At 61.1% G+C, this 20,747-nt stretch carries 24 protein-coding genes; 10 read left to right on the top strand and 14 right to left on the bottom strand.

What is annotated here, in order from left to right; all coding sequences use genetic code 11:
- Positions 1-17: 17 nt before the first annotated feature.
- Complete coding sequence (locus tag AC3IQ7_RS14165) at positions 18-1,184, bottom strand: efflux RND transporter periplasmic adaptor subunit (RefSeq protein ID WP_489210222.1); 1,167 nt, start codon at positions 1,182-1,184, stop codon at positions 18-20.
- 133 nt (positions 1,185-1,317) lie between these two features.
- Between AC3IQ7_RS14165 and AC3IQ7_RS14160 the strand changes: the two genes are divergently transcribed.
- Both AC3IQ7_RS14160 and AC3IQ7_RS14155 read left to right on the top strand, forming a co-directional pair.
- A complete protein-coding gene (locus AC3IQ7_RS14160; protein ID WP_099377082.1) occupies positions 1,318-2,067 on the top strand; it encodes a response regulator in 750 nt (249 codons plus the stop codon).
- The gene (locus tag AC3IQ7_RS14155) at positions 2,067-3,152 is read left to right on the top strand and encodes an ATP-binding protein (RefSeq protein ID WP_099377083.1); all 1,086 of its coding nucleotides are present in this window, start codon (positions 2,067-2,069) and stop codon (positions 3,150-3,152) included. Before AC3IQ7_RS14160 ends, AC3IQ7_RS14155 begins: the two co-directional genes overlap by 1 nt.
- On the opposite strand, the gene AC3IQ7_RS14150 is transcribed toward AC3IQ7_RS14155, so the two are convergent.
- Positions 3,153-4,040: a LysR family transcriptional regulator gene (locus AC3IQ7_RS14150; RefSeq protein WP_489210219.1), complete on the bottom strand. Its 888-nt coding sequence runs from the start codon at positions 4,038-4,040 to the stop codon at positions 3,153-3,155.
- 101 nt (positions 4,041-4,141) lie between these two features.
- On the opposite strand from AC3IQ7_RS14150, the gene AC3IQ7_RS14145 reads away from it, so the two are divergent.
- Both AC3IQ7_RS14145 and AC3IQ7_RS14140 read left to right on the top strand, forming a co-directional pair.
- Positions 4,142-5,140 (top strand): aldo/keto reductase, encoded by a 999-nt coding sequence (locus AC3IQ7_RS14145; RefSeq protein WP_489210217.1) that lies wholly within the window; start codon positions 4,142-4,144, stop codon positions 5,138-5,140.
- 109 nt (positions 5,141-5,249) lie between these two features.
- Positions 5,250-5,888, top strand: a complete 639-nt coding sequence (locus tag AC3IQ7_RS14140; protein WP_099377086.1) for an NAD(P)H-dependent oxidoreductase — start codon at positions 5,250-5,252, stop codon at positions 5,886-5,888.
- A 66-nt stretch (positions 5,889-5,954) separates the two neighbouring features.
- Here AC3IQ7_RS14140 and AC3IQ7_RS14135 read toward each other — a convergent pair whose 3' ends face one another.
- From AC3IQ7_RS14135 to AC3IQ7_RS14125, 3 genes are all read right to left on the bottom strand, one after another.
- Positions 5,955-7,265 (bottom strand): ATP-binding protein, encoded by a 1,311-nt coding sequence (locus tag AC3IQ7_RS14135; protein ID WP_489210215.1) that lies wholly within the window; start codon positions 7,263-7,265, stop codon positions 5,955-5,957.
- Positions 7,259-7,924 carry a response regulator transcription factor gene (locus AC3IQ7_RS14130; protein ID WP_099377088.1) on the bottom strand — a complete coding sequence of 222 codons (666 nt, stop codon included), beginning with the start codon at positions 7,922-7,924 and terminating at the stop codon, positions 7,259-7,261. The genes AC3IQ7_RS14135 and AC3IQ7_RS14130 overlap by 7 nt, the downstream gene beginning before the upstream one ends.
- A 78-nt stretch (positions 7,925-8,002) precedes the next feature.
- Positions 8,003-8,173: a hypothetical protein gene (locus AC3IQ7_RS14125; protein ID WP_322427207.1), complete on the bottom strand. Its 171-nt coding sequence runs from the start codon at positions 8,171-8,173 to the stop codon at positions 8,003-8,005.
- Between the two features lie 232 nt (positions 8,174-8,405).
- Here AC3IQ7_RS14125 and AC3IQ7_RS14120 point away from each other — a divergent pair, with 232 nt between their 5' ends.
- Both AC3IQ7_RS14120 and AC3IQ7_RS14115 read left to right on the top strand, forming a co-directional pair.
- Positions 8,406-10,271, top strand: a complete 1,866-nt coding sequence (locus AC3IQ7_RS14120; RefSeq protein WP_489210213.1) for a LodA/GoxA family CTQ-dependent oxidase — start codon at positions 8,406-8,408, stop codon at positions 10,269-10,271.
- The gene (locus AC3IQ7_RS14115) at positions 10,268-11,374 is read left to right on the top strand and encodes a tryptophan 7-halogenase (protein WP_489210211.1); all 1,107 of its coding nucleotides are present in this window, start codon (positions 10,268-10,270) and stop codon (positions 11,372-11,374) included. The genes AC3IQ7_RS14120 and AC3IQ7_RS14115 overlap by 4 nt, the downstream gene beginning before the upstream one ends.
- On the opposite strand, the gene AC3IQ7_RS14110 is transcribed toward AC3IQ7_RS14115, so the two are convergent.
- The 4 genes from AC3IQ7_RS14110 to AC3IQ7_RS14095 all read right to left on the bottom strand — a co-directional run bounded on the left by AC3IQ7_RS14110 (position 11,371) and on the right by AC3IQ7_RS14095 (position 13,335).
- Positions 11,371-11,559 carry a hypothetical protein gene (locus AC3IQ7_RS14110; RefSeq protein ID WP_099377091.1) on the bottom strand — a complete coding sequence of 63 codons (189 nt, stop codon included), beginning with the start codon at positions 11,557-11,559 and terminating at the stop codon, positions 11,371-11,373. The genes AC3IQ7_RS14115 and AC3IQ7_RS14110 overlap by 4 nt on opposite strands.
- Positions 11,560-11,624: 65 nt before the next feature.
- Positions 11,625-12,287 (bottom strand): DUF799 domain-containing protein, encoded by a 663-nt coding sequence (locus AC3IQ7_RS14105; protein ID WP_099377092.1) that lies wholly within the window; start codon positions 12,285-12,287, stop codon positions 11,625-11,627.
- Positions 12,284-12,652: a DUF4810 domain-containing protein gene (locus AC3IQ7_RS14100; protein ID WP_225240994.1), complete on the bottom strand. Its 369-nt coding sequence runs from the start codon at positions 12,650-12,652 to the stop codon at positions 12,284-12,286. The genes AC3IQ7_RS14105 and AC3IQ7_RS14100 overlap by 4 nt, the downstream gene beginning before the upstream one ends.
- A gap of 8 nt (positions 12,653-12,660) precedes the next feature.
- Positions 12,661-13,335 carry a CsgG/HfaB family protein gene (locus AC3IQ7_RS14095; RefSeq protein ID WP_489210208.1) on the bottom strand — a complete coding sequence of 225 codons (675 nt, stop codon included), beginning with the start codon at positions 13,333-13,335 and terminating at the stop codon, positions 12,661-12,663.
- A gap of 306 nt (positions 13,336-13,641) precedes the next feature.
- Here AC3IQ7_RS14095 and AC3IQ7_RS14090 point away from each other — a divergent pair, with 306 nt between their 5' ends.
- On the top strand, positions 13,642-14,841 hold the full coding sequence (locus AC3IQ7_RS14090; protein ID WP_489210206.1) for a YbfB/YjiJ family MFS transporter: 1,200 nt from the start codon (positions 13,642-13,644) through the stop codon (positions 14,839-14,841).
- A gap of 30 nt (positions 14,842-14,871) precedes the next feature.
- Here the strand turns inward: AC3IQ7_RS14090 and AC3IQ7_RS14085 are convergent, their stop codons facing one another.
- A complete protein-coding gene (locus AC3IQ7_RS14085) occupies positions 14,872-15,240 on the bottom strand; it encodes a cupin domain-containing protein (RefSeq protein ID WP_489210204.1) in 369 nt (122 codons plus the stop codon).
- 218 nt (positions 15,241-15,458) lie between these two features.
- On the opposite strand from AC3IQ7_RS14085, the gene AC3IQ7_RS14080 reads away from it, so the two are divergent.
- Positions 15,459-15,992, top strand: a complete 534-nt coding sequence (locus tag AC3IQ7_RS14080; protein ID WP_489210202.1) for an ankyrin repeat domain-containing protein — start codon at positions 15,459-15,461, stop codon at positions 15,990-15,992.
- A gap of 863 nt (positions 15,993-16,855) precedes the next feature.
- Here the strand turns inward: AC3IQ7_RS14080 and AC3IQ7_RS14075 are convergent.
- Complete coding sequence (locus tag AC3IQ7_RS14075) at positions 16,856-17,260, bottom strand: hypothetical protein (protein ID WP_489210200.1); 405 nt, start codon at positions 17,258-17,260, stop codon at positions 16,856-16,858.
- A 216-nt stretch (positions 17,261-17,476) separates the two neighbouring features.
- Here AC3IQ7_RS14075 and AC3IQ7_RS14070 point away from each other — a divergent pair, with 216 nt between their 5' ends.
- The gene (locus tag AC3IQ7_RS14070; RefSeq protein ID WP_489210198.1) at positions 17,477-18,205 is read left to right on the top strand and encodes a transposase; all 729 of its coding nucleotides are present in this window, start codon (positions 17,477-17,479) and stop codon (positions 18,203-18,205) included.
- A 72-nt stretch (positions 18,206-18,277) separates the two neighbouring features.
- Here the strand turns inward: AC3IQ7_RS14070 and AC3IQ7_RS14065 are convergent, their stop codons facing one another.
- Entirely contained in the window at positions 18,278-18,856 is a 579-nt protein-coding gene (locus AC3IQ7_RS14065) for a hypothetical protein (RefSeq protein WP_489210196.1), read from the bottom strand.
- Positions 18,857-19,182: 326 nt separating this feature from the next.
- Between AC3IQ7_RS14065 and AC3IQ7_RS14060 the strand changes: the two genes are divergently transcribed.
- Positions 19,183-19,374: a hypothetical protein gene (locus AC3IQ7_RS14060; RefSeq protein ID WP_489210194.1), complete on the top strand. Its 192-nt coding sequence runs from the start codon at positions 19,183-19,185 to the stop codon at positions 19,372-19,374.
- A gap of 106 nt (positions 19,375-19,480) precedes the next feature.
- Here AC3IQ7_RS14060 and AC3IQ7_RS14055 read toward each other — a convergent pair whose 3' ends face one another.
- Together AC3IQ7_RS14055 and AC3IQ7_RS14050 are read right to left on the bottom strand one after the other, a co-directional pair.
- On the bottom strand, positions 19,481-20,221 hold the full coding sequence (locus AC3IQ7_RS14055; protein ID WP_489210192.1) for a hypothetical protein: 741 nt from the start codon (positions 20,219-20,221) through the stop codon (positions 19,481-19,483).
- Between the two features lie 5 nt (positions 20,222-20,226).
- Complete coding sequence (locus tag AC3IQ7_RS14050) at positions 20,227-20,709, bottom strand: putative toxin (RefSeq protein ID WP_489210190.1); 483 nt, start codon at positions 20,707-20,709, stop codon at positions 20,227-20,229.
- Between the last annotated feature and the right edge of the window lie 38 nt (positions 20,710-20,747).

The following is a 20,747-nucleotide window of genomic DNA, read 5'->3' as shown; positions in this document are numbered from 1 at the left end:
TGTATTCATATGGTGCATCAACGCGCCTTGGCGGCGGCAGCGGCTGCCACGATGGCCGGCTTCCACGGCTGCGGCGCGGCGGTGGCGCCAGGCTGCAAGCGTTCCTGGCCTTCGATGACGACGGTTTCGCCAGCCTTCAGGCCGCCGTTGACCACGTACTGGTGCTCGACCACGTCGCCCACCGTGATGGGTTTCAGGCTGGCTTTGTTCGTGCCATCGAGCACCCAGGCCTGCGCCTGGCCGCTGCTGCTGTGCAAGACGGCTTGCTGCGGCAACAGCACGCCATTTGCCTGCACGGCGCGGGCGATGCGGGCGCGCACAAACATGCCCGGCAACAACTGGCGCTGCGGATTGTCGACCAGCACGCGGATGACGGCGTCGCCCGTGCCTGCATCGACGCTGATGCCCGAGAACAGGATGCGGCCCGTGACGGGATGCGGCTGGCCATCGGCGCCCAAAATGGTCACGGGCAGCTTGTCGGCGCCACCCGTGCTGTCCGAACCTGCGGCTCTCAGCGCGGCCAGCGCGGCGGCCGGCTGGCGCACGTCGACATATACCTTGTCGATCTGCTGGATGCGCGCCATCGGCGCCGCATCGGCCAGGCCCACGAGCGCGCCTTCCGTCACCAGTTCGGAACCGATGCGCCCGGCAATGGGCGCCTCGATGCTGGCAAAGGCCAGGTCCAGGCGGCGCCGCGCCAGGCTGGCCCGCGCTTGCGCCACGGTGGCCACGGCTTGCTCGCGCTGGGCCACGGCGTCGTCATACGCCTGGCGGCTGATGGCGTCCGCTTCCACCAGCGGTTTCAACCTGTCGGCCTGGCTGCTGGCGCGGTTCGCCGTGGCCACCGCATGCTGCAGGGCGGCGGCGGCGGAATCGACGTCCGCCTGGAATGGCGCCGGGTTCAGCTGGAACAGCTTCTGTCCCGCCTGCACGTCGGCGCCCTGCTCGAACTGGCGGCGCAGCACGATGCCGCCCACCTGCGGGCGGATGTCGGCCGTGCGGAAGGCGGCCACCCTGCCCGGCAATTCGTCGCTGAGGACGACGGGCGCCGCTTGCAGCTTGAGCACGGTGACGGCGGCGGGCGGCGCGGCGCCTTCTTCCGGCGCGGGTTTGGAACAGGCGGCAAGGCTGAGCAGTGCCGCGGCGATCAACATGTTTTTCTTGGTGAAATGGCTCGGATGCATGGTCTTTCTCTATGGCAGATCCCAACCGGCGGTCCGGTCGACAGATAACAAGAGCATAGAAGGCCAAGATGGATGTTCCGTCAAAGAAATGTGGAGATTCGATGGAGACAGCGAAGAATGCTAGACTATTTGGATGAACTATCATCACAGCGCCAGCCAGCCCTCCTTCCTTGCCACCACGCCCCCTTCCGCCCTCGTCCTGATCGCCGAAGATGAACCGCAAATCGCCCGCATTCTCGCCGGGTACCTCGAGCGCGACGGCTACCGCACGGCCTTCGCGCACGATGGCCAGGAAGCGCTGCAGCAGCACCTGGCGCTGGCGCCGGACCTGCTACTGCTCGACGTGCAAATGCCGCGTGTCGATGGCTGGGGCGTGCTGGCGGAAGTGCGCCGGCGCGGCGAAACGCCCGTCATCATGCTCACAGCCCGCGACCAGGATGCCGACAAGCTGGCCGCCCTGCGCGTGGGCGCCGACGACTACATCATCAAGCCTTTCAATCCGGCCGAAGTGGTGGCCCGCGTGGCCGCCGTGCTGCGCCGCTCGCGCGTGCGCCACCATCCAGTGGGCGGCCAGCGCCTGCGCTGCGGCCCCATCGACATCGACCAGGAAACCTATGTGGCCAGCGTGCTGCGCGATGGCATGGCCGTGGCGCTCAGCCTGACGCTGACGGAATTTCGCCTGCTGGCCCACCTGGCGCGCACGCCGCGCCGCGTCTGCAGCCGCCTGGAATTGCTGGAGTCGTGCATGCCCGAGAGCAATTCGATGGAACGCACGGTGGATAGCCACGTCAGCAAGCTGCGCAAGAAGCTGGAAGAAGCAGGCGTGCTGAACATGCCGGCCAGCCTGCGCGGCGTGGGCTACCGCCTGGAAAGCGACCTCTGATGCGCTTCACAGGCTTGAACCGGCAAATCATCCTGTCGATGTCCGTGCTGATGGTCAGCAGCATCCTGATCATCTGGATCGGTTCCTGGACCTTCTTTGCCATCGCCTTCAAGATCGATCCCGGCATGCTGTCCGAGCCGGACGACTGGTCGCCCAGCACCGTCGAATGGCTGTGGATTTTCGCCATCACCATCTTTGGCCTGGGCCTGGCCGCCTTTTTCGCCCTCAAGCTCGCTTCGCGCATCCTCAAACCGATCAATTCCGTGATGGACAGCGTGCGCCGCGTGGCGCATGGCGACCTGTCCGCGCGCGCCTTCGCGGGCGACCGCAGCCTGGGCGAGACGGCCATGCTGGTCGACGATTTCAACAGCATGGCCGAGCGCCTGCAGCGGGGCGCCAAGGAAAGCGAAACGTGGAATGCGGCCATCGCGCACGAATTGCGCACGCCCGTGACCATCCTGCGCGGCACCTTGCAAGGCGTCGTCGATGGCGTCTTCAAGCCCGAGGAAGTGCCGTTTTCCAGCCTGCTGGCACAAGTCGAGGACCTGGGACGGCTGATCGAGGATTTGCGCACCCTGAGCCTGGCCGACAGCGGTCACATGCAGCTACGCATGGCGTGGACGGATCTGACCCTGGAAATCGGCGAAGTGCGCCGCCTGCTGGCGCAAGAGATGGAAGCGGCCGGTTTTACCCTGCAACTGCACCTGTCGGACCATCCCGTCTGCTGCGACGCGGCGCGCATCCGGCAAATCGTGCTGGCCCTGCTCGACAACGCGCGCCGCTATGCGCATCCGGGCCTGCTGCGCGTGCGCACCCGCGTGCAGGCCGGCCAGTACTACCTGAGCGTCGAGGATGCGGGTCCCGGCATTGCGGAGGATTTGGCGCCGCACGTGTTCGAGGCGTTCCGCCGCGGCGACAGCGCCAGGGTCGACCTGAACGCGGGCAGCGGCCTGGGACTGGCCGTGGTCGAGGCCATCGCGCGCGCCCACGGCGGCAGCGCCGTCTGCACGCGTGGCAAGGCAGGCGGTAGCCTGTTCACCATCAAGTGGCCGGTCGAGCATGCCGCGCCGCCGCCCGCCGGCTGACTATATCGCCGGCGCGCGCAGCATGTCGACAAAGGCGCGCAGCACAGGCGGCATCTGCCGCCGGCTCGGGTAGTACAGGAAGTAACGGGGCGGCGGCGGCAGGCAGCGCTGCAGCACGCACACCAGGCGCCCGGCCGCGATATCGGCGCGCGCATCAGCCTCGTACACATACGCCAGTCCCGCGCCATCGCGGGCCGCGCGCAGCATCAATTCATCGTCGTCGAACACCAGCGGACCGCCGACGGCAATGCTGACACCCTCCCCGTCCTGCTCGAACTCCCACGCATACTGGCGCCCGCTGGGGAAACGCCGGCCTATGCAGGCGTGTTCCAGCAGCGCGCGCGGCGTGGCCGGTGCGCCATGCACCGCCAGGTAAGCGGGCGAGCCCACCACGACGAACGGTTGCGGCGCGCCCACAGGCACGGCGATCATGTCGGCCGCCACCTGCTCGCCGAAGCGGATGCCCGCGTCAAAACCGTCGCGCACGATATCGATCATGCCGTCATCGGTGATCAGTTCCACCTGCACGCGCGGATAACGGGCAACGAAGCTGGCCAGCATGGGCGCGAGCAGCAGCCGCGCCGCCGGACGGGGCACGTTCAGGCGCAGCTTGCCTGCGGGCACATCCTGCAAGGCGCTCAAATCCTGCAAGGCATCATTGATTTCGCGCATGGCCGGCGCCAGCCGCGCCAGGAGCTGCTGGCCCGCCTCGGTCGGCGTGACGCTGCGCGTGGTGCGGTTCAGCAGGCGCACGCCCAGGCGCTCTTCCAGCGCGCGCAGCGCATGGCTGAGGGCGGAAGCGGAGACGCCCCGTTCCAGGGCCGCCTTGCGAAAGCTGCGCAGGCGGGCGACGGCGGCAAAGGCCGTCAATTCGTTGAAGTCAGCCATTATTCATGAGAAAAATTCAGTAATACATGCAGCATAAGCTATCTTATCGCACGCTGTTGCTTCATCCATACTCCTTGCATCTTTTTGAAGAGGAGTGAAAAATGGAACACAGAACACTGGGCAACTCCGGCTTGCGCGTCGCCCCCATCGGCCTGGGCTGCATGGGCATGAGCTTTGCCTATGGCGGCGCGGACGAGGCCACCTCGCTGCGCGTGCTGCACCGCGCCGTGGAACTGGGCGTGACCCTGATCGATACGGCGGAAGTCTACGGCCCCTACGTCAATGAGGAACTGGTGGGCCGCGCCCTGAAGCCATTGCGCGGCAAGGTCCACATCGCCACCAAGTTCGGTTTCAAGATATTGCCGCACGGCACAGGCGTGGAACGCATGGCGGGCGTGGACAGCCGCCCCGAGCATATTCGCCAGGCGGTGGAAGCATCGCTGTCCCGGCTCGGCATCGAGTGCATCGACTTGCTGTACCAGCACCGCGTGGACCCCGCCGTGCCCATCGAAGACGTGGTCGGCGCCATGGCGGAGCTGGTGCGGGCGGGCAAGGTGCGCCACCTGGGGCTGTCGGAAGTGTCGGCCGCGACCCTGCGCCGCGCCCATGCCGTGCACCCGATTGCAGCCGTGCAATCCGAGTATTCGCTGTGGAGCCGCGACGTGGAAGCCGAGGTGCTGCCCGCCTGCCGCGCCCTCGGCGTCGGCTTCGTGCCCTACAGCCCGCTGGGCCGGGGCTTCCTGACGGGCCAGCTCGCGTCCAGCGCCGCACTGGCGCCCGACGACTACCGCCACAGCCTGCCCCGCTTCCAGCCGCCCGCGATGGCGGCCAACGCGAAGCTGGTGGCCGAACTGCAGCGCCTGGCGGCGGCGCGCGGCGCCACGGCGGCCCAGCTGGCCCTGGCCTGGCTGCTGGCCCAAGGCGATGACATCGTGCCGATTCCCGGCGCCCGCAGCCTGGCGCACCTGGAAGAGAACGTGGCCGCCGCGCAGGTCAAACTCGGCGACAGCGAGCTGGCCGCCATCGGCGCCGCCATCGCGCCCGCCAGCGTGCAGGGCGCGCGCTACCCGGAGATTGAACTTGCCATGGTTGGCCTGTAGACAACCATGCATGAGTGCGCTATACCGGTACTTTTTTGTCCAGCGCACTTGAAATGGCCGAATCCGCTATCATTTCCAATCTGAACTATTCATTATGAAAGGGATTTACATGTCCGCACTGCTCGAAACACTGCAATGGCGCTACGCCACCAAGAAGATGGACCCGACGAAAACGGTGCCGCAAGAGAAGGTCGAGCGCATCCTGGAAGCCGTGCGCCTGACGGCCAGCTCCAGCGGACTGCATCCTTACGAAGTCTTCGTCGTGACGAATCCGGCCCTGCGCGAGCAGATCAAGCCGCACGCGTGGAACCAGTCGCAAGTGACGGATGCCTCGCATTTGCTGGTGTTTGCCGCCTGGGACAATTACACGGCAGAACGCATCAACGCGCGCTTTGACCTGGTCAACACCGTGCGCGGCTTCAAGAATGAAGGCTGGGAAGCGTACCGCCAGCAAATCCTGGCCACATATCCGCAGCGCGATGCGGAAACCAACTACCAGCACGCGGCGCGCCAGGCCTACATCGGCGTGGGCACGGCCCTGATCGCTGCGGCGCAGGAAAAAGTCGATTCGACGCCGATGGAAGGCTTTGATCCGGCCAAGGTCGACGAAATCCTGAACCTGCGCGAAAAAGGCCTGCGTTCCGTCGTCATGCTGCCGCTCGGTTACCGCGCCGACGCAGGCGACTGGCTGGTGGACTTGAAAAAAGTGCGCCCTGCGCGCGAGCAATTCATCACCGAGCTGGCGTAAGCGTTTTCAGCGCCTCGCCCGTGACTGAAAAGCGGATGCCCTCGCCGGCATCCGCTTTTTTTGCTTTCAGGCTGGCTGCGGGAAGCGCACCGTCACCTGCAAGCCCCGTCCCTCTTCCCCATCGGCCAGCGCGATATCGGCCTGGTGGTGCTCGGCGATGTGGCGCACGATGGACAGGCCCAGGCCGCAGCCCCAGGCGTCGTTGCCGTCGGGACGGAAGAAGCGGTCGAACAGGCGCGCATGGTGCTGGAGCGGCACGCCGGGGCCGTTGTCGGACACGCGCAGCAGGGGCCGGCCCTCTTCCACCGCCGCCTGCAAGTCGACCCGGCCGCCCTGCTGCGTGTAGCGCAAGGCGTTATCGATCAGGTTATTCAGCAACACTTGCAAGCCGTCAGGATCAGCCTGCACCAATACCTTGGCCGGCAACGTTTCCACCACGCCCAGGTCGATCTCCCGGCTGTCGGCCAGCGCGCTGTGGTCGGCCACGGCCGCTTCCAGCAATTGCCCCAGGTCCACCGTGTGCAGCTGGCTGGAAGTCAACGCCGTTTCATGGCGCGCCAGGCTGAGCAATTGACGCACGAGGTGCGTGCTGCGGTCCAGCCGTTCGTGCAGCCGCGCCAGGGCCACGCGGCGTTCTTCCTCGCTGCCGGCCCGCTCGGCCACCTGCAGCTGCAGTTTCAGCGCCGTCAGCGGCGAGCGCAATTCATGCGCGGCATCGGCAACAAAGGTGCGCTGCGCCGTCAGCGCCGCCTCGAACTGCCCCATCAGGCTATTCAGCGCCAAGGCCACGGGCCGCAATTCGGGCGGCATGTCGTCGGCCGCCAGCGGCGTCAGGGCGTCCGGCGAACGGCCCGCCACGGATTCGGCCAGCCGGTGCAGCGGCGCCAGCGCGCGCCCCACGACGGCGACGATCAGCAGCGCCAGGATCAGCGCGAACACCAGCAGCGGCGCGCCGGCGCGCATGGTCATCTGCCAGGCCAGCTGGTCGCGCACGGCCTGCGCCTGCGCCACCTGCACGTAGCGGCCGCGCCGCGTCTCGCCGTACAGGCGCCAGTCTTCGCCGTGCAGCACGACATCGGCAAAGCCGGCCAGCGCATAGCGCGGCAGTGCCGGCTGGCCTTGCAGGACGGGCAAGGGCTGGCCATCCTCGTCCCAGGCCTGCAGCACGAACGCTTCTTCCGGGTCTTGCGCGGCGGCCAGACCCGCCTGCGGCTCGAACTCGTCGGGCATGACCACGGCCAGCTGGCGCAGCTGCAAGTCGGCCAGTTCATTGGTTTCTTCCAGCAGCGAGCGGAACAGCGAAATGCCGGCGCCCAGCACGCACAGCAAGGTGGCGGCCAGCAAACCGAGCAGCAACTGGCGGCGGATGGTCAGCATGGTGCCAGCCGCATCTTGTAGCCCACGCCGCGCACGGTCTGGATGCTGTCCGCGCCGAGCTTCTTGCGCAACTGGTACACGTACACGTCGACGGTATTACTTTCCACTTCGCAATCCCAGCCGTACAGCTTTTCGCTCAGCTGGCGCTTCGACACCACCTTGCCCGGATGGTCGAGCAAGGCGCGCAGCACGGAAAACTCGCGCGGCGGCAGCTTGATCAGCTCCCCTTCGAACGTGACGTCGTGACTGGCCAGGTCGAGGATCAGCGCGCCATGCTCGATGACGGAGCGCGAACGGCTGACCCGGCGCCGCAGCAACGCGCGGATGCGCGCCAGCAGCTCGTCGAGGTCGAAAGGCTTGACCAGGTAATCGTCGGCGCCGCTGTCGAGCCCTTCCACGCGGGCCGGCGTGCCGTCGCGCGCAGTGATGATCAGCACGGGCAACTCGGCGCCGCGCGCGCGCATGGCGCGCAGCACGTCCATGCCCTCCTTGCCGGGCAAGCCCAGATCGAGCAGCATCAGGTCGTAAGCGAAGCCGGCCAGCGCCAGCTCCGCATCGTGGCCATCGCGCACCCAGTCGACGGCATAGCACTCGCCGCGCAAGCCTTCGACCAGGCTTTCCCCGATCATCGGATCGTCTTCCACCAGCAATACGCGCACCCAGGGCCTCTCAAGGTCTTGAAAAAGCCACCATCTTACCTTGACCGGCGCCGCGCCGCATGGGCTGCCGCAGTGGCCTTACTTCGACCCGCGGAACGGTGGAATATTCCCTTCTTGCGGAAACAGCGCCACGCCTTTCGCAAGCGGTACCGCCGCAGCGAGCGCCTCGCCAGGCTGGGCCGCTTGCGATACGGGCAGAATGGCCAGCAGGGATACCGCGCCAACACAGAAAATAGCCTTGATTTTCATATCATTCCTTAAAGGTTGCATAGAAAAATATCGGATGAATATACTATTTTACATATTAACAAACAGGCAATGCCAGCCCAAGATACCTGCATGCCGGCAACAAGTCAATCTGCGCAACAACTGCATTGCCCGATCTGGCGCCCGAATTCACGCTAGCGTGACTATGTGCGCATTTGGCGCGTTTTTTATGCGGTATATTTTCCTTCCCTCCACGCACCTGGAAAGGCCTGCCATGTCCAGCTCCACCCAAGATACCGTCATCGTCAAGGCGGCGATTTATCCGCCCATCGGCATTGCCCGCGTGGGCAACAGCCCCAGCGAGTACTTTCTGGGACCGGAGGTGCCGGAACCGGCGGCACGGCCGGCCGGGTATTACCGCGATGCATCCGGGGCCATCAAACGCCAGGCGGCCGGCTTTCGCATCTACGGCCTGAATGCCGCTGGCGTGGCGGTGGCCGAATTGAGCGCCGGCAATGCCGACATCGAATGGTCCGTCACCCTGGCCAATACCAAGGCGGCGTGGTACCAGTTCCAGATCGCGCTCGATATTCCCGAGGCGCATGTCACCCAGCCCTCGTTCCTGCGCAACATGGCCGTCACCGACCGCGCGCAACTGTCAATCACGCCGGGCGAGCGCAAGATCAGCGGCAGCGAACAGCTGGCCGTCGCCTTCGACAGCGGCAGCTTCCTGGGCACGCCCGTCTACCTGGGCGAATTGCGCACGGACGCCATGGGCCGGCTGATCGTGCTGGGCGGGCATGGCAAGTCCGCTTCGTGGAATGGCGCGCGCGCCATCACCTTTGCCAACAATGAAGGCTGGTACGACGACACGGCCGACGGCCCCGTCTGCGCCAAGGTCCACTACCAAGGCCAGGCCTTGCCCGTCGACATGGCCTGGGTGGTCGTCGCGCCGCCCGACTATGCGCCGCAGCAAAAGTCGGTGCGCACCATGTGGGACTTGATGCGCGACTTGTTTGTTTCCGAAGGCAAAATTGCCGCGCCGGCCGTTCCCTCGTTCCAGGACGATATCCGCCCCATTTTCGAACGCCTGTCCAACCTGCAATGGGTCAACGCCGGCTTCGCGGCCGCCTTTGGCTGGGATGGCAGCACGCCGTTCAGCCGCGACGAGTGGATGGCGCGCCTGGCCAGCCCGTCCGACAACCGCAAGGAGTGGCGCAACGTCATCTATAACCAGTTCCGCCAGTTCGAGCGCGACGCCTGGGCGCCATCGCCGTGGCCGTGGCTGTATGGCGACGCGATGGCCATCCCGCCGGCAGACACGCCGCGCCAGAACTGCGCCCTGAGCAATCTGCAATTGCGCTTCCTCAAGCAATGGGCGGCCGGCGAATTCACGGACGACTACGCGCCCGGCAAGGTGCCGCCGCAAAGCCTGGCCGACGTGGACGTGGCCCTGCAACCGGACACCCTGCTGCGCGCGGCCATGGAATTCTGCCTGGCCGACGCCTTCCACCCCGGCTGCGAAATGACCTGGCCCATGCGGCAGGCCAGCATGTACAGCGCACCGTTCCGCCTGGCGCACCGGCCACCGGGCTGGGTGGAGCCCGACTATGGCGCCGTCTTGACGCCGGACAATATCGGCAGCCCCTGCTCGGCGCAGATCGCCGGCGGCGTGACGCGCTGGATGGCCGTGCCATGGCAGACGGACACGGCCAGCTGCCGCTCCGGCTACCAGTCCGATTACGATCCCTACGTGCCCACGTTCTGGCCCGCGCGCGTGCCGAACCAGGTGATGAGCAAGCTTGCCTACGACACGGTGATGAACCGCGAAATTCCCATCGACGACCGTCTGGCCGCCTTCGCCCGGCGTGCCGCGTGGATACGTCCGCTGGGTAACATCAGCTATGAAGAGCAGATCAACAACATGATCGCCGACCTGGCGCAAGTGGGCGTGGTCGAGGTGCGTCCCGGCCCCACGGATATGACCGGTTTCCCCGCCTTCCTGCAGGTGGAAAACCTGCCGCAGCCGATAGCCGGCAAGCACCAGCTGCGCGCCGCGGCGGGCATTCCGGACGAGTTCGTCGACGTCGACCTGGAAGGCACGGAAAAAGCGCGCCATCTGCAGCGGCACCGCTTGTGACCGTGCTGCAGGCCGACGTGCTCATCGTCGGCGCCGGTCCGGCCGGCGCCACGGCCGCCTTGAACCTGGCAGGGCGGCACCGGGTCTTGCTGGTAGACCGGCTGGCCGCGCCGCTGGCGCGCATCGGCGAATCGCTGCCGCCGGCCGCCGCGCGCCTGCTGCAGGACATGGGCTTGCTTGACGCCTTCCTGCGGCAGGGGCATGCGCCCTACCACGGCAACCGCGCCTGGTGGAACGGCGCCTGGACGGAACACCATTTTCTCAGCGATCCCGACGGGCACGGCTGGCACCTGGCGCGCGGCAGCTTCGACCTGTGGCTGCGCGACGAGGCGCGTCGGCGCGGCGCCGCCCTGCTGGCTTCGGCCAAGGTCGCCGGCATCACGCCGGAAGATGGCGGCTGGAGAGTACGGCTGGAAACACCGCGCGGCCCCTGCGACGCGGCGGCACGCATCGTCATCGACGCCACGGGCCGCAGCGCCCGGCTGGCCCGCGGAATCGGGGCGCGGCGCCAGCGCAGCGACCGTTTAGTTTCAGTATGGCAATATGGACATGAGCGCACACCCTCGGCGCGGGGTTTTGCCCACATCGAGGCTTGCGAATACGGCTGGTGGTACAGCGCCCCCCTGCCCGGCCAGCGCCGCGTGCTGGCCCTGCACACGGATGCAGATTTGCTCGACAGTAACGCCTTGCGCCATACCGGCTGGCTGGAAGCGGCGGCGCGGCGCTTGCCGGCCACGCGGGAATTGCTGGAACAACAAGGCTACACGGCCGATACACCAACCCTGGCCACGCCCGCCCATACGGCCACCCTGGACGCCGGCGCCGGCCCAGGCTGGTTCGCCGTCGGCGACGCCGCCCTGAGCTTCGATCCGCTGTCGTCGCAAGGCATCTTCAACGCCCTGTACACGGGCCTGGCCGCCGCCGAGGCCGCCGACCGCACGCTGCAGGGAGAGCTGCAAGCCTACCAACACTACCATGGGGAATTGTCGGCCATCGGCGCCGCATACGCACGCCACCTGGCGTACTGCTACGGCCAGGAAACGCGCTGGCCGTCTGCGCCGTTCTGGCGCCGGCGCAGGCCGGTGCAGGTCGGCGCGCTCTAGCTGGCGCTGAAATCGAAGCGCCACAGGCCCTGCTGGCGACTCAGCGTCACGTCCACCGTGGCGACAGTGACCGGACGCGCATACTGCGTCATGTCCGGGAAATTCTCCAGGCCATGGGTCTGCCCCACCATCGGCCGCATGGCCACCATGAAGTAGAGACTGGGCTGGTATTCGACATTGGGCATGCTCACGGCAGGCCGGTCGTTGACATTGCGACAGGCCCGGCAAAGCGCCGGGCCTGGTAAGGCCATTACTGCGCCAGGTAGCGTTCCGAACGTGGGCCGTACAACAGGCCATTCGGCACGCCGGCCGACAGCATGCGCGCATTCGCCGTGCCAGCCAGCGGATGGCTGGCGTCGGTGCTGGTGTTGATGATCTGCTTGACAGCCGCCGTCACCAGCACGCCGATCAGGCCGCCGCCACCGCTGTTATTGCCTTCGTTGCTCGACGCACTGGCCGCGCCCTGCCACAGCAAGGCGCCCGTCTTCAGGTCGACCAGCTTGGCATCGACCGATACCACCGTCACGCTGTCGATCACGGCGTACGTCGTGCCGTACTTGGAGATCGTCACGTACAGACCCGCATCGGCGCCAAAGATCTCGTTGAGCTTTTTCGCATCGACGCCGTGGATATCGGCGGCGTTCGTCAAGCCGTTCTGCTTGAAGGTTTCACCGACCACGGCCACCGGCAGCACATAATAGCCCGCTTCGGCCAGCGGATAGGTTACTTGGGCATAGACGCTGTTGCCGGCATTGACTTCCGGAGAATTGTTCAGCGGCGGCAAGACCACGATCGAGCGGGGCTTGGCTGCCTTGAAGGCGGTGTAGTCGTATGCCGCCTGCTTGGTGGCGCAACCGACCATGAAGATGGCAGGACCCAGGCACAGGGCCATTTTCAACATGCGCGACATCATAATTTCTCGCCTTTTTTCAATTTACCCAACAGGAAATCCATGTACGGCGTCGATTCCGGGAACAGTTTTTTCTCGTCTTCGAACTGCGCCGCGACCTGCTCCGGCTTGCCCGCGATCGAGTACAGCATGCCCAGGTGGGCGTGGTAACCCGGCGGCGCGTGATTGCCCTTGGCACCGATCACTTGCAAGTCTTTTTCCATGGCGGCGATCTGCTGCTCCGGGCTTTCACCCTTCAGGTATTCATACACTTGCGGCTGGTAGCCTTCCCACTGGTACAGGGTCTTCGATTGCGTGGCGCAACCGGTCAGGGCGGCACAGGCGAGCAGCGCCAGCAGGGCTGCGCCCTTGTTCATCATTGTTTTCATGGGATACCTTATTGTTTGCGCAATGCGCCCGCTTCGACGCCAGCCACCAGGCGCTCGACCGCTTCGCGCATGGCCAGGTCCAGGACTTTGCCGTTCAGGGTGGCGTCATAACTGGCGGTGCCGCCAAAACCCAGTACTTCACGGTTCGACAGGCTGTATTCGCCGGCGCCGCCAGCCGAGTACACGACTTCCGAGGTGGCGATATTGACGACGTTCAAGGTAACCTTGGCATAGGCCACTTGCGTCTTGCCGCGGCCCATGATGCCGAACAATTGCTTGTCGCCCACTTCCTTGCGGCCGAATTCGGTCACGTCACCCGTGACGACGAAATCGGCGCCCTTGATATTCTGGCCCTGCTTCTTGAACTCGGCTTCCTGCTTGAGTTCTGCCATGTTGTCGCGGTCGAGCACGTTGAAACGGTTGGACGTCTGCAGGTGCGCAATCAGGATCGTTTTCGACTGGCTGCCCAGGCGGTCGACGCCATCGGAAAAGATGCCGCGCATGAAATTCGAGCGATTGTCGAACTTGCCGACAGCGATCAGCGTGCGTGGACCAACGTAGGGACGGGCTGCGCTGGCAACCGTAGGGACAGCCAAAGCTTGCGAGGATTCGGAAGCGCAGCCAGCCAACGCCGCGCCAATCAGCACTGCAATCAACAACGCGCCGGGTTTATTCTTGTTCATAGTGCCCTTATGATATGGAGGATCAGGAGCCACCTGCAAAATTGATTTTAAGCAAGTTAATTTCCTAATTGCAATTATATGGTATTGCATGTCTCACAATTCTCTCCAAAAGTAACGATGGCAAGGATTGCACTATTGCCCGCCATACACAGGTGCGGCCCTGCTTGACTTCCCAGCGCCAATTCATTAACTTGATAGTAAAAAAGCGTGTCGTCAGCGCCCTATGCCACTGTCACTCACAGACCTCGCCCGCCGGCCTGCCCCGGCGCCAACGCCACGCTGTTCACATAAACGGGTCCCAAGGCCATGCCGACACACGATCATTCCCCGGCTCATCCGCTGGCCACGGCGCTGGCGCTCTCGCTGGGCGCCGCCGTCGCCCTCGGCCTGTCGCGCTTTTCCTACGGCTTGCTGCTGCCGCCCATGCGCGCCGACCTGGGCTGGTCCTACCTGCTGGCCGGGGCCATGAATACGTTTAATGCACTCGGCTATTTTCTCGGCGCCCTGGCCACGCCCGCCCTGATGCGCCGCCTGGGCGTGTGGCGCCTGCTGATCATTGGTTCCGTGCTGGCCAGCATCTTCATGCTGATGTCGGGCCTCGTCAGCGACACGGCCACCCTGTTCCTGCAGCGCGTGTGCGCGGGCGTGGCCAGCGCCTTCATGTTCATCGCCGGCGGCGTGCTGGCGGCGCGGCTCGGTTCCATGCACAGCCAGCGCGCCGGCTTCTACATCGGGCTGTATTACGGCGGCACGGGTTTCGGCATTGCTTTGTCTGCCCTGCTGGTGCCGGCTGCATTGGCGTCCGCCCAGGAGCACGGCGCCGCGCATGCGTGGCAGTGGCCCTGGCTGGCACTGGGCATCGCCTGCCTGCTCGCCACCGCCATCATGGCCTTGCCGGCGAAAGCGATCGGCGAAGCGCCGCGTACCCTCGACACGCCGCGGCCTTTCGCCTGGCGCGATTTCTTGCCCAGTCTGGCAGGCTATTTCATGTTTGGCGTCGGCTATATCGGCTACATGACCTTCGTGATCGCCCTGCTCAAGCAGCAAGGCATGAGCGCCACTTTGATCACGGTGTTCTACACCTTGCTGGGGCTGGCGGTGGTAGCGTCGTCGCGCATCTGGGCGCGCATGCTGGACCGCTACAGGGGCGGCGAATCGCTGGCGATATTGAATGGCGTGCTGGGCGCAGTGACCATCCTGCCCGCGCTGACGAGCTTTGTCCCCGTCGTGTTCTTCTCCGGCCTGGTCTTCGGCGCCGTGTTCCTGTCGGTCGTGGCGTCGACCACGGCCCTGGTGCGGCATAACCTGCCGCAGCAATCCTGGACGGCCGGCATCAGCGCCTACACGACGGTATTCGCGCTGGGCCAGATCGTCGGCCCCATCGTCGTCGGCTGGATCGCCGACGGCCCCGCCGGCCTGGAACGGGGCTTGATTGCCTCGGCCATCGCCCTCTTCATCGGCGCGGCGCTGGCCGCGCGGCAAAAGGCGCTGACGGCGGGCGTGTAGGCGACTGTCTCGCGCATACATTGGCCCCGCTTATTGCGGTTTGGCATACCTTGCGACGCCTGTTACATCGAACAGGACACAACGCTCGTTTCCAACCACCCAGGCGTCGTGCCCCGGTGGCATATAGAAGACGTCACCCGGACCATATTCCATTTCGGCGCCATCATTCATCCTTACCACCATCCGTCCCTCAAGGACCATGCCGGTATGCGCTGCCTGGCACGAATCGGTTCCTGCAATCGGTTTTACGTGCAGACTCCAGCGCCAGCCAGGCTCAAATTCGCCGCGCCCCATGGTCTGTTCGCCAAGCGTAAAGACAGCCATCCGGCCAGCTCCATCCTTGAATGGGCGGACTTCGTCCGGCTTATCCAAGGATTTCTTTTCTAACATCGCACTCATGCCCCGTCCCTCCTTTGGAATTTCTGGAAGTATTAAATTTCCGAATCGGAATAACTGACGCGATATAAAAATCACATCATTTTCCAATATAGTTTAATAATGGAAATTTACAAGCAAAGCACCTGCCGCATTTGCCTCTCATGATGAGCGGAACTCGTACAATTGACACTTCCCGGCCAATACTTCAATATCCATTTAACGTTCGCAGAAAGAAAACGATGAACACCGATGTACGAAAAATCCCGGTAACGATGGATGCGGAAACGCTGGAATTCATCCAGGGCCTGTTCGCCCTCGTGCGCGAAGGCGATACGCAGCAACTGGGCGCCATGGTGGCTCAGGGCGTGCCAGTGAACTTTCGCAACGAAAAAGGCGACAGCCTGATCATGCTGGCCAGCTACCATGGCCACCTGGAAACGTCGCGCCTGCTGCTCGCAGCAGGCGCCGACGCCAACGTCCCGAACGACCAGGGCCAGACGCCGCTGGCCGGCGTGGCCTACAAGGGTTACCTGGACATCGCCGAACTGCTGCTCCGGCACGGCGCCAACGTGGAAGGCAACAGTCCGGATGGCAAGACCCCCTTGATGATGGCCGCCATGTTCAACCGCCTGGCCATCCTCGACCTGCTGCTGCAACACGGCGCCCGCATCGATGCCGTGGACAGCCGCGGCATGACTGCCGTGTCACTGGCCAAGTCCATGAATGCACAGGAGACGCTGGGCCGCCTGGTCAGTTTGGGGCAGACGGCATAGCCCATGCAGATATCGCCAGCGATTTTGCGACTGGCGCTTAAAAAATTGAGAATCAGACGCTTAGCTGCTTCATTGATCCGGTATTAGCTTACGCTGCCGGATGGGAGATTATTCCCACTCGATAGTCAATGAGGTTGCTAAGCGGTTGATTTTTCAGTGATTTCCAAACCATTCGGTAAACGATACCCTCAAAAATACCCTCACCAGAAAAATCCGTTATTGACGGTTTGTCGCGGCCGGGATGGGAGACACTAGTCCGCTCGCTCGCACCTGCCAGCCGGTTCTTCTTGCGATGAAGCCTTCGTTTCGCCACATCAGCAATCGCAGCGTTCCGCAGCATTCAAAGATACGCCAAGGCAGCAGCGCCACGCTGTCACACTGTCATTCGCACAATATAACGCTCGCTATAGCGACAGAGACGAGGCAATGGCACGCGCTTATCTTTCAACCGCTTTTACCATGTCCCACATCGCCTCCACTTTTCACGTCTCGAGCAAGACAGTCAGTCGGGCCGTATCGGCATTTAATAAAGCGCAACTTGCTGTGGATCGAGATGGCAAAGGTTGAGACCGTGTACGCAAGGCGGACCTGGACCTGACCCTGGCCCCTGTGACCTTGGCCCCTGCTCACACCTGATATACAACTAATCAATAATTTTTGCTTTACGCAAAACTCTTGGCAAAAAAATAAATGACAAAATACTAAATAGAAAAAAACACGGCCCCCCAATCCAAATAAACGCAATATCTTCCTTCATACTGAATATCATGCGAAAAATAGCCGCAATAACAAAAGAATAGAAACCAGAAGTACCAAATGACACGCAAATAATTACAATGCCATTCCTCAGAAAATTATGAAAATCACCTCTTAACACCATTCCCTCCGCGCTTATCAAATTCATCAAAAATAGCTTTCCCTTTTACTCCAACACCAAACAACATGACATCTTGATTGGTTCCATTTGGGAAAGGAAGTTTTGTAATTGGAATAAGCTTTGGATTATTAAACATAGGTACTTTTACATCAAACATGGATTTTTCTCGATTCAAGCCATCGGCTTTACCAACGGTTAAAGGCACTTTTGCCTGCATTGCAGCAACCCCAAACATAAAATCAAAACTAGAATATGCCACACCGCCCCACTCAGGACTAACTTTATTAAAACCATCTTTCATGAAATTTGTTCCAATTACACCACTTCCATTATTCTGCTTATATAATCCAGTCAATCCTTCTTGTATATTTCCTGCACCAAATCCCATCATTGGTAATCCGGGGACACATCCAATTAGCGTAGTTTGACATAAAGTATAGCCTGTCGAAACAGTAAGCCCACCCGTCACAACTTTCACCCCATTCAAAATAGCACGTCACGAGGTGGGGTCAGGTCCGCCATTCCGACACCGCCTCAGCCATACGCAGTCTACAAACCGCTGCGTAATCTCAGTGCCGACGCGCATAGCTCTGGTACCGTCTACCGTATGACGCGACCACTACGCCTTGAGTTTGCCGGTGCTCTCTACCATATTACTTCGCGCGGAGACCGGCGTGGAACAATTTACCGGGATGATACTGACCGCATTGCCTGGCAAGGAGTGTTGGCGCTGGTGTGTGAACGATATCATTTTGTCGTACACAGTTTTTGCCAGATGAGCAATCATTATCATCTACTCGTTGAAACGGTCGAGGCGAATCTATCGCAAGGCATGCGCCAACTGAATGGCGTATATACCCAGCATTTCAATCGGCGCCACAAGCTTGTTGGACACGTATTGCAAGGTCGCTACAAAGCTATTCTGGTGCAGAAAGAAAACTATCTGTTGGAATTGGCCCGCTACATCGTCTTGAATCCAGTCCGGGCGCACATGGTGACATCCCCCGACGAGTGGTATTGGAGTAGTCATCACTACTTTTTAGACGACGCAGCGCCTCCATGTTGGTTAGCATGCGACTGGCTTTTAAGCCAGTTCGGCGACACGCGCGACGAGGCAATCGCCAACTACTCTCGGTTTGTCGCGGCAGGGATGAGAGAAGCGAGTCCGCTCGCTCGCACCTGCCACCAGATTCTTCTAGGCGATGACGCCTTCATTTCAGCACATCAGCAATCACAGCGTTCTGATGCACTCAAAGATACGCCAAGGTTGCAGCGACGCGCTGTCACGCTGTCACGCTGTCACGCTGTCATTAGAGCAGTTTCGGGCGCGCTATAGCGACAGAGACGAGGCGATGGCACGCGCTTATCTGTCAACCGCCTTTACTATGTCTCACATCGCCACAGCTTTTCACGTTTCGAGCAGGACAGTCAGTCGAGCCGTATCGGCATTTAGTAAAGCGCGACCTGCCGCAGATCGAGACGACCAAGGCTGAGATCGTGTACGAATACCGGACCTGACCCCGCCCCTCCGCCCCCTGGCCTCCACTTTCACGTCTTGAGCGGGACAGCCTGTTGAGCCGTATCGGCATTTAGTAAAGCGCAACTTGCTGCAGATCGAGACGGCCAAGGCTGAGATCGTGTACGGATGCCGGACCTGACCCCGGCCCCGTTCGTACAGCCCCGCCACCCGGTCGATATCCGTGCGGCTGGAACTGTTGCCTCCAACGCTGCTGCTGGCACTTTGCGTGGTGCTGGCAATATGGATGTCGCGCCCGGCAGTGGCGATCAACTCACTGTTGGCCGAGATGGTGCCGCCTATATTGTTCAGGTCATTCCTGGCGGCCACCGCGACGGCATCGCCGTGCAGGCGGCCACCCATGTTTTCCACATTGTCCGCCGTCAGCTTGACGACGCTGCGCCCGGCAATCGTGCCGCTGTTGGTCAGGTCGCCCGACAGATTGATATTGATGTCCTTGCCAGCCAGCAATGCTCCGCTGCCGTCCAGGTTTTAAGAAAATACAACTTGCTGCGTATGTTGAGATCGCGTCTGAATGGCAGACCTGATCCCGCCCCCGGTAGAATAATAGTGTCCATAATCGAGTTTGTGGACACAATCGATTTATGTCTCAACCACAAATCATGCCGGCAGCGGCTCCCGACGTACAGACGACGCTGGCTTTTCGCTTATGCAGATCGAGACGGCCAAGGCTGAGATCGTGTACGAATGGCGGACCTGACCCCGGGCGCGCGACGGCGTGCCTAGTTACTGCAAAGTTCGATTATTTGAAATGGCCTTCAGTGAAGGGGCGCAGTATGACCAGTCGTACCGGCAATACCTCGCTGCGCGCGGCGCTTTACATGCCCAACTTGGTCGCACGCCGCCACAATCCCATTCTCTGCCGTTTTGCCGAACGCTTGTCTGCAACGGGCATGGCGAAAAAAAACAGTGATTGGCGCAATCATGCACAAATTAGTCCATCTGATCTATGGCGTGATCCACACTGACAGGCCCTTTGATGCGCATTACTGGGCAAAAGGACTTGTCATTCAAGACGGTATCTAACCCCGGCCCTCCGGCCCTCACGAATGACGGACCGGGTCATAGTCCTGTTCATTCATCATCTTCGCCTTTGAAAAAATTTTGAGGAAACAATTTCCTCATTTCTTCGCGCCGCTCCGAAAAAATAGCGAAATTGTCATTAACATCCGCAATGTTTTGCGTCACTCTAACAATAAATCCATCACCAATCTTTTCCACAAAAAATCCTGATTCTTCTAATTTTTGAATATCGATATCTTTACAAAAATCAGGACCATAGTACATAGCCCATCCTATCCCGCAAATTTCCGGATTCAGTGAAGCATTAAAGGATCCCAAACGAAAGCTATCGTACCGTCCAAGATCTTTCAATTCTTCTTCAACAAATAAATGTAGCATGCCAATTTGCGGAGGAAGAATACAACACCACGACTTAAATAATTCATAAAAATTTACTTTCGATGCGTAGTCCGAAGTAAAGCTGATTTCCCCAGGAACAATCTGAGATTTTATATTTCTTTTTGTATGGGTCACATAACCCAAAGATTTCACCGATTTTTTTCGCCGCCAGGCAAATGTGTCCGCAACTTCAAATGTTCCTCCGCTATAACTCAAAGTAACAGGCGTCGCCCAGAAATTTTCAACACATTTCTTTCCAAGAAACGGTGCATCAAATTTATCAGGATTATGAGAAATTTGCTCAGGAAGGAGATTCCCTTGAAATTCACACAAACTATCTAAAATATGTTCCCCAATACGCCAATTAACTGTTTCGCTCTTTGTTCTGACATTAATTTTTATATACTTTTTCATGACGATTATATTTTCTTAATGGTTTTTGCGACAGGATCATATACGTATATTTCCCCACCCGTTTTTTTAATTTCAGCAACAAGATTCTTGGATATGGTTTTATTTCTTGGACTAACTACCAGATTGAGTGGCTGTCCAGTCTCCTGTGCAATTTGCACTTGCGCTCTAAACTGAGGTGACAGAGATAAATCAACCACATTTTTTGCTTCAATCATTCCTCCAACATTTTTCCCGCTTATATCTACAATTGTCTTAACCTCACGCCCGCCCGCCAACCTGACAGTTATCGCTGTAGTATTTTTCTCCGCACCAACATGTTTAAGTTCATCAATAAGACTTTTTTCAAACTCGATGCCATTTTTGTAATTAATTGAAATCTGCGAATTGGAATTTGCATTTCCAGAATTAGAATTACTTGAAGAGCTTCCGGAGGCGGGGTCAGGTCCGCCATTCCGACACGGCTCCAGCCATATCCAACCTAAAACCACTGCGCAATCTCAGTGCCAATGCGTAAGGCTCAGATATC

This window comes from Janthinobacterium sp. GL_088 (genome assembly GCF_057837845.1).
Note: the sequence above shows the minus strand (reverse complement) of the source record. Positions and strands in the feature narration are given on the sequence as shown.

Coding starts and splice junctions, on each gene's coding strand:
- AC3IQ7_RS14165 (WP_489210222.1), bottom strand. CDS start 1,184: ATGCATCCGAGCCATTTCACCAAGAAAAACATGTTGATCGCCGCGGCA.
- AC3IQ7_RS14160 (WP_099377082.1), top strand. CDS start 1,318: ATGAACTATCATCACAGCGCCAGCCAGCCCTCCTTCCTTGCCACCACG.
- AC3IQ7_RS14155 (WP_099377083.1), top strand. CDS start 2,067: ATGCGCTTCACAGGCTTGAACCGGCAAATCATCCTGTCGATGTCCGTG.
- AC3IQ7_RS14150 (WP_489210219.1), bottom strand. CDS start 4,040: ATGGCTGACTTCAACGAATTGACGGCCTTTGCCGCCGTCGCCCGCCTG.
- AC3IQ7_RS14145 (WP_489210217.1), top strand. CDS start 4,142: ATGGAACACAGAACACTGGGCAACTCCGGCTTGCGCGTCGCCCCCATC.
- AC3IQ7_RS14140 (WP_099377086.1), top strand. CDS start 5,250: ATGTCCGCACTGCTCGAAACACTGCAATGGCGCTACGCCACCAAGAAG.
- AC3IQ7_RS14135 (WP_489210215.1), bottom strand. CDS start 7,265: ATGCTGACCATCCGCCGCCAGTTGCTGCTCGGTTTGCTGGCCGCCACC.
- AC3IQ7_RS14125 (WP_322427207.1), bottom strand. CDS start 8,173: ATGAAAATCAAGGCTATTTTCTGTGTTGGCGCGGTATCCCTGCTGGCC.
- AC3IQ7_RS14120 (WP_489210213.1), top strand. CDS start 8,406: ATGTCCAGCTCCACCCAAGATACCGTCATCGTCAAGGCGGCGATTTAT.
- AC3IQ7_RS14110 (WP_099377091.1), bottom strand. CDS start 11,559: ATGCCCAATGTCGAATACCAGCCCAGTCTCTACTTCATGGTGGCCATG.
- AC3IQ7_RS14105 (WP_099377092.1), bottom strand. CDS start 12,287: ATGATGTCGCGCATGTTGAAAATGGCCCTGTGCCTGGGTCCTGCCATC.
- AC3IQ7_RS14100 (WP_225240994.1), bottom strand. CDS start 12,652: ATGAAAACAATGATGAACAAGGGCGCAGCCCTGCTGGCGCTGCTCGCC.
- AC3IQ7_RS14095 (WP_489210208.1), bottom strand. CDS start 13,335: ATGAACAAGAATAAACCCGGCGCGTTGTTGATTGCAGTGCTGATTGGC.
- AC3IQ7_RS14090 (WP_489210206.1), top strand. CDS start 13,642: ATGCCGACACACGATCATTCCCCGGCTCATCCGCTGGCCACGGCGCTG.
- AC3IQ7_RS14085 (WP_489210204.1), bottom strand. CDS start 15,240: ATGAGTGCGATGTTAGAAAAGAAATCCTTGGATAAGCCGGACGAAGTC.
- AC3IQ7_RS14080 (WP_489210202.1), top strand. CDS start 15,459: ATGAACACCGATGTACGAAAAATCCCGGTAACGATGGATGCGGAAACG.
- AC3IQ7_RS14075 (WP_489210200.1), bottom strand. CDS start 17,260: ATGATGGGATTTGGTGCAGGAAATATACAAGAAGGATTGACTGGATTA.
- AC3IQ7_RS14070 (WP_489210198.1), top strand. CDS start 17,477: ATGACGCGACCACTACGCCTTGAGTTTGCCGGTGCTCTCTACCATATT.
- AC3IQ7_RS14060 (WP_489210194.1), top strand. CDS start 19,183: ATGACCAGTCGTACCGGCAATACCTCGCTGCGCGCGGCGCTTTACATG.
- AC3IQ7_RS14055 (WP_489210192.1), bottom strand. CDS start 20,221: ATGAAAAAGTATATAAAAATTAATGTCAGAACAAAGAGCGAAACAGTT.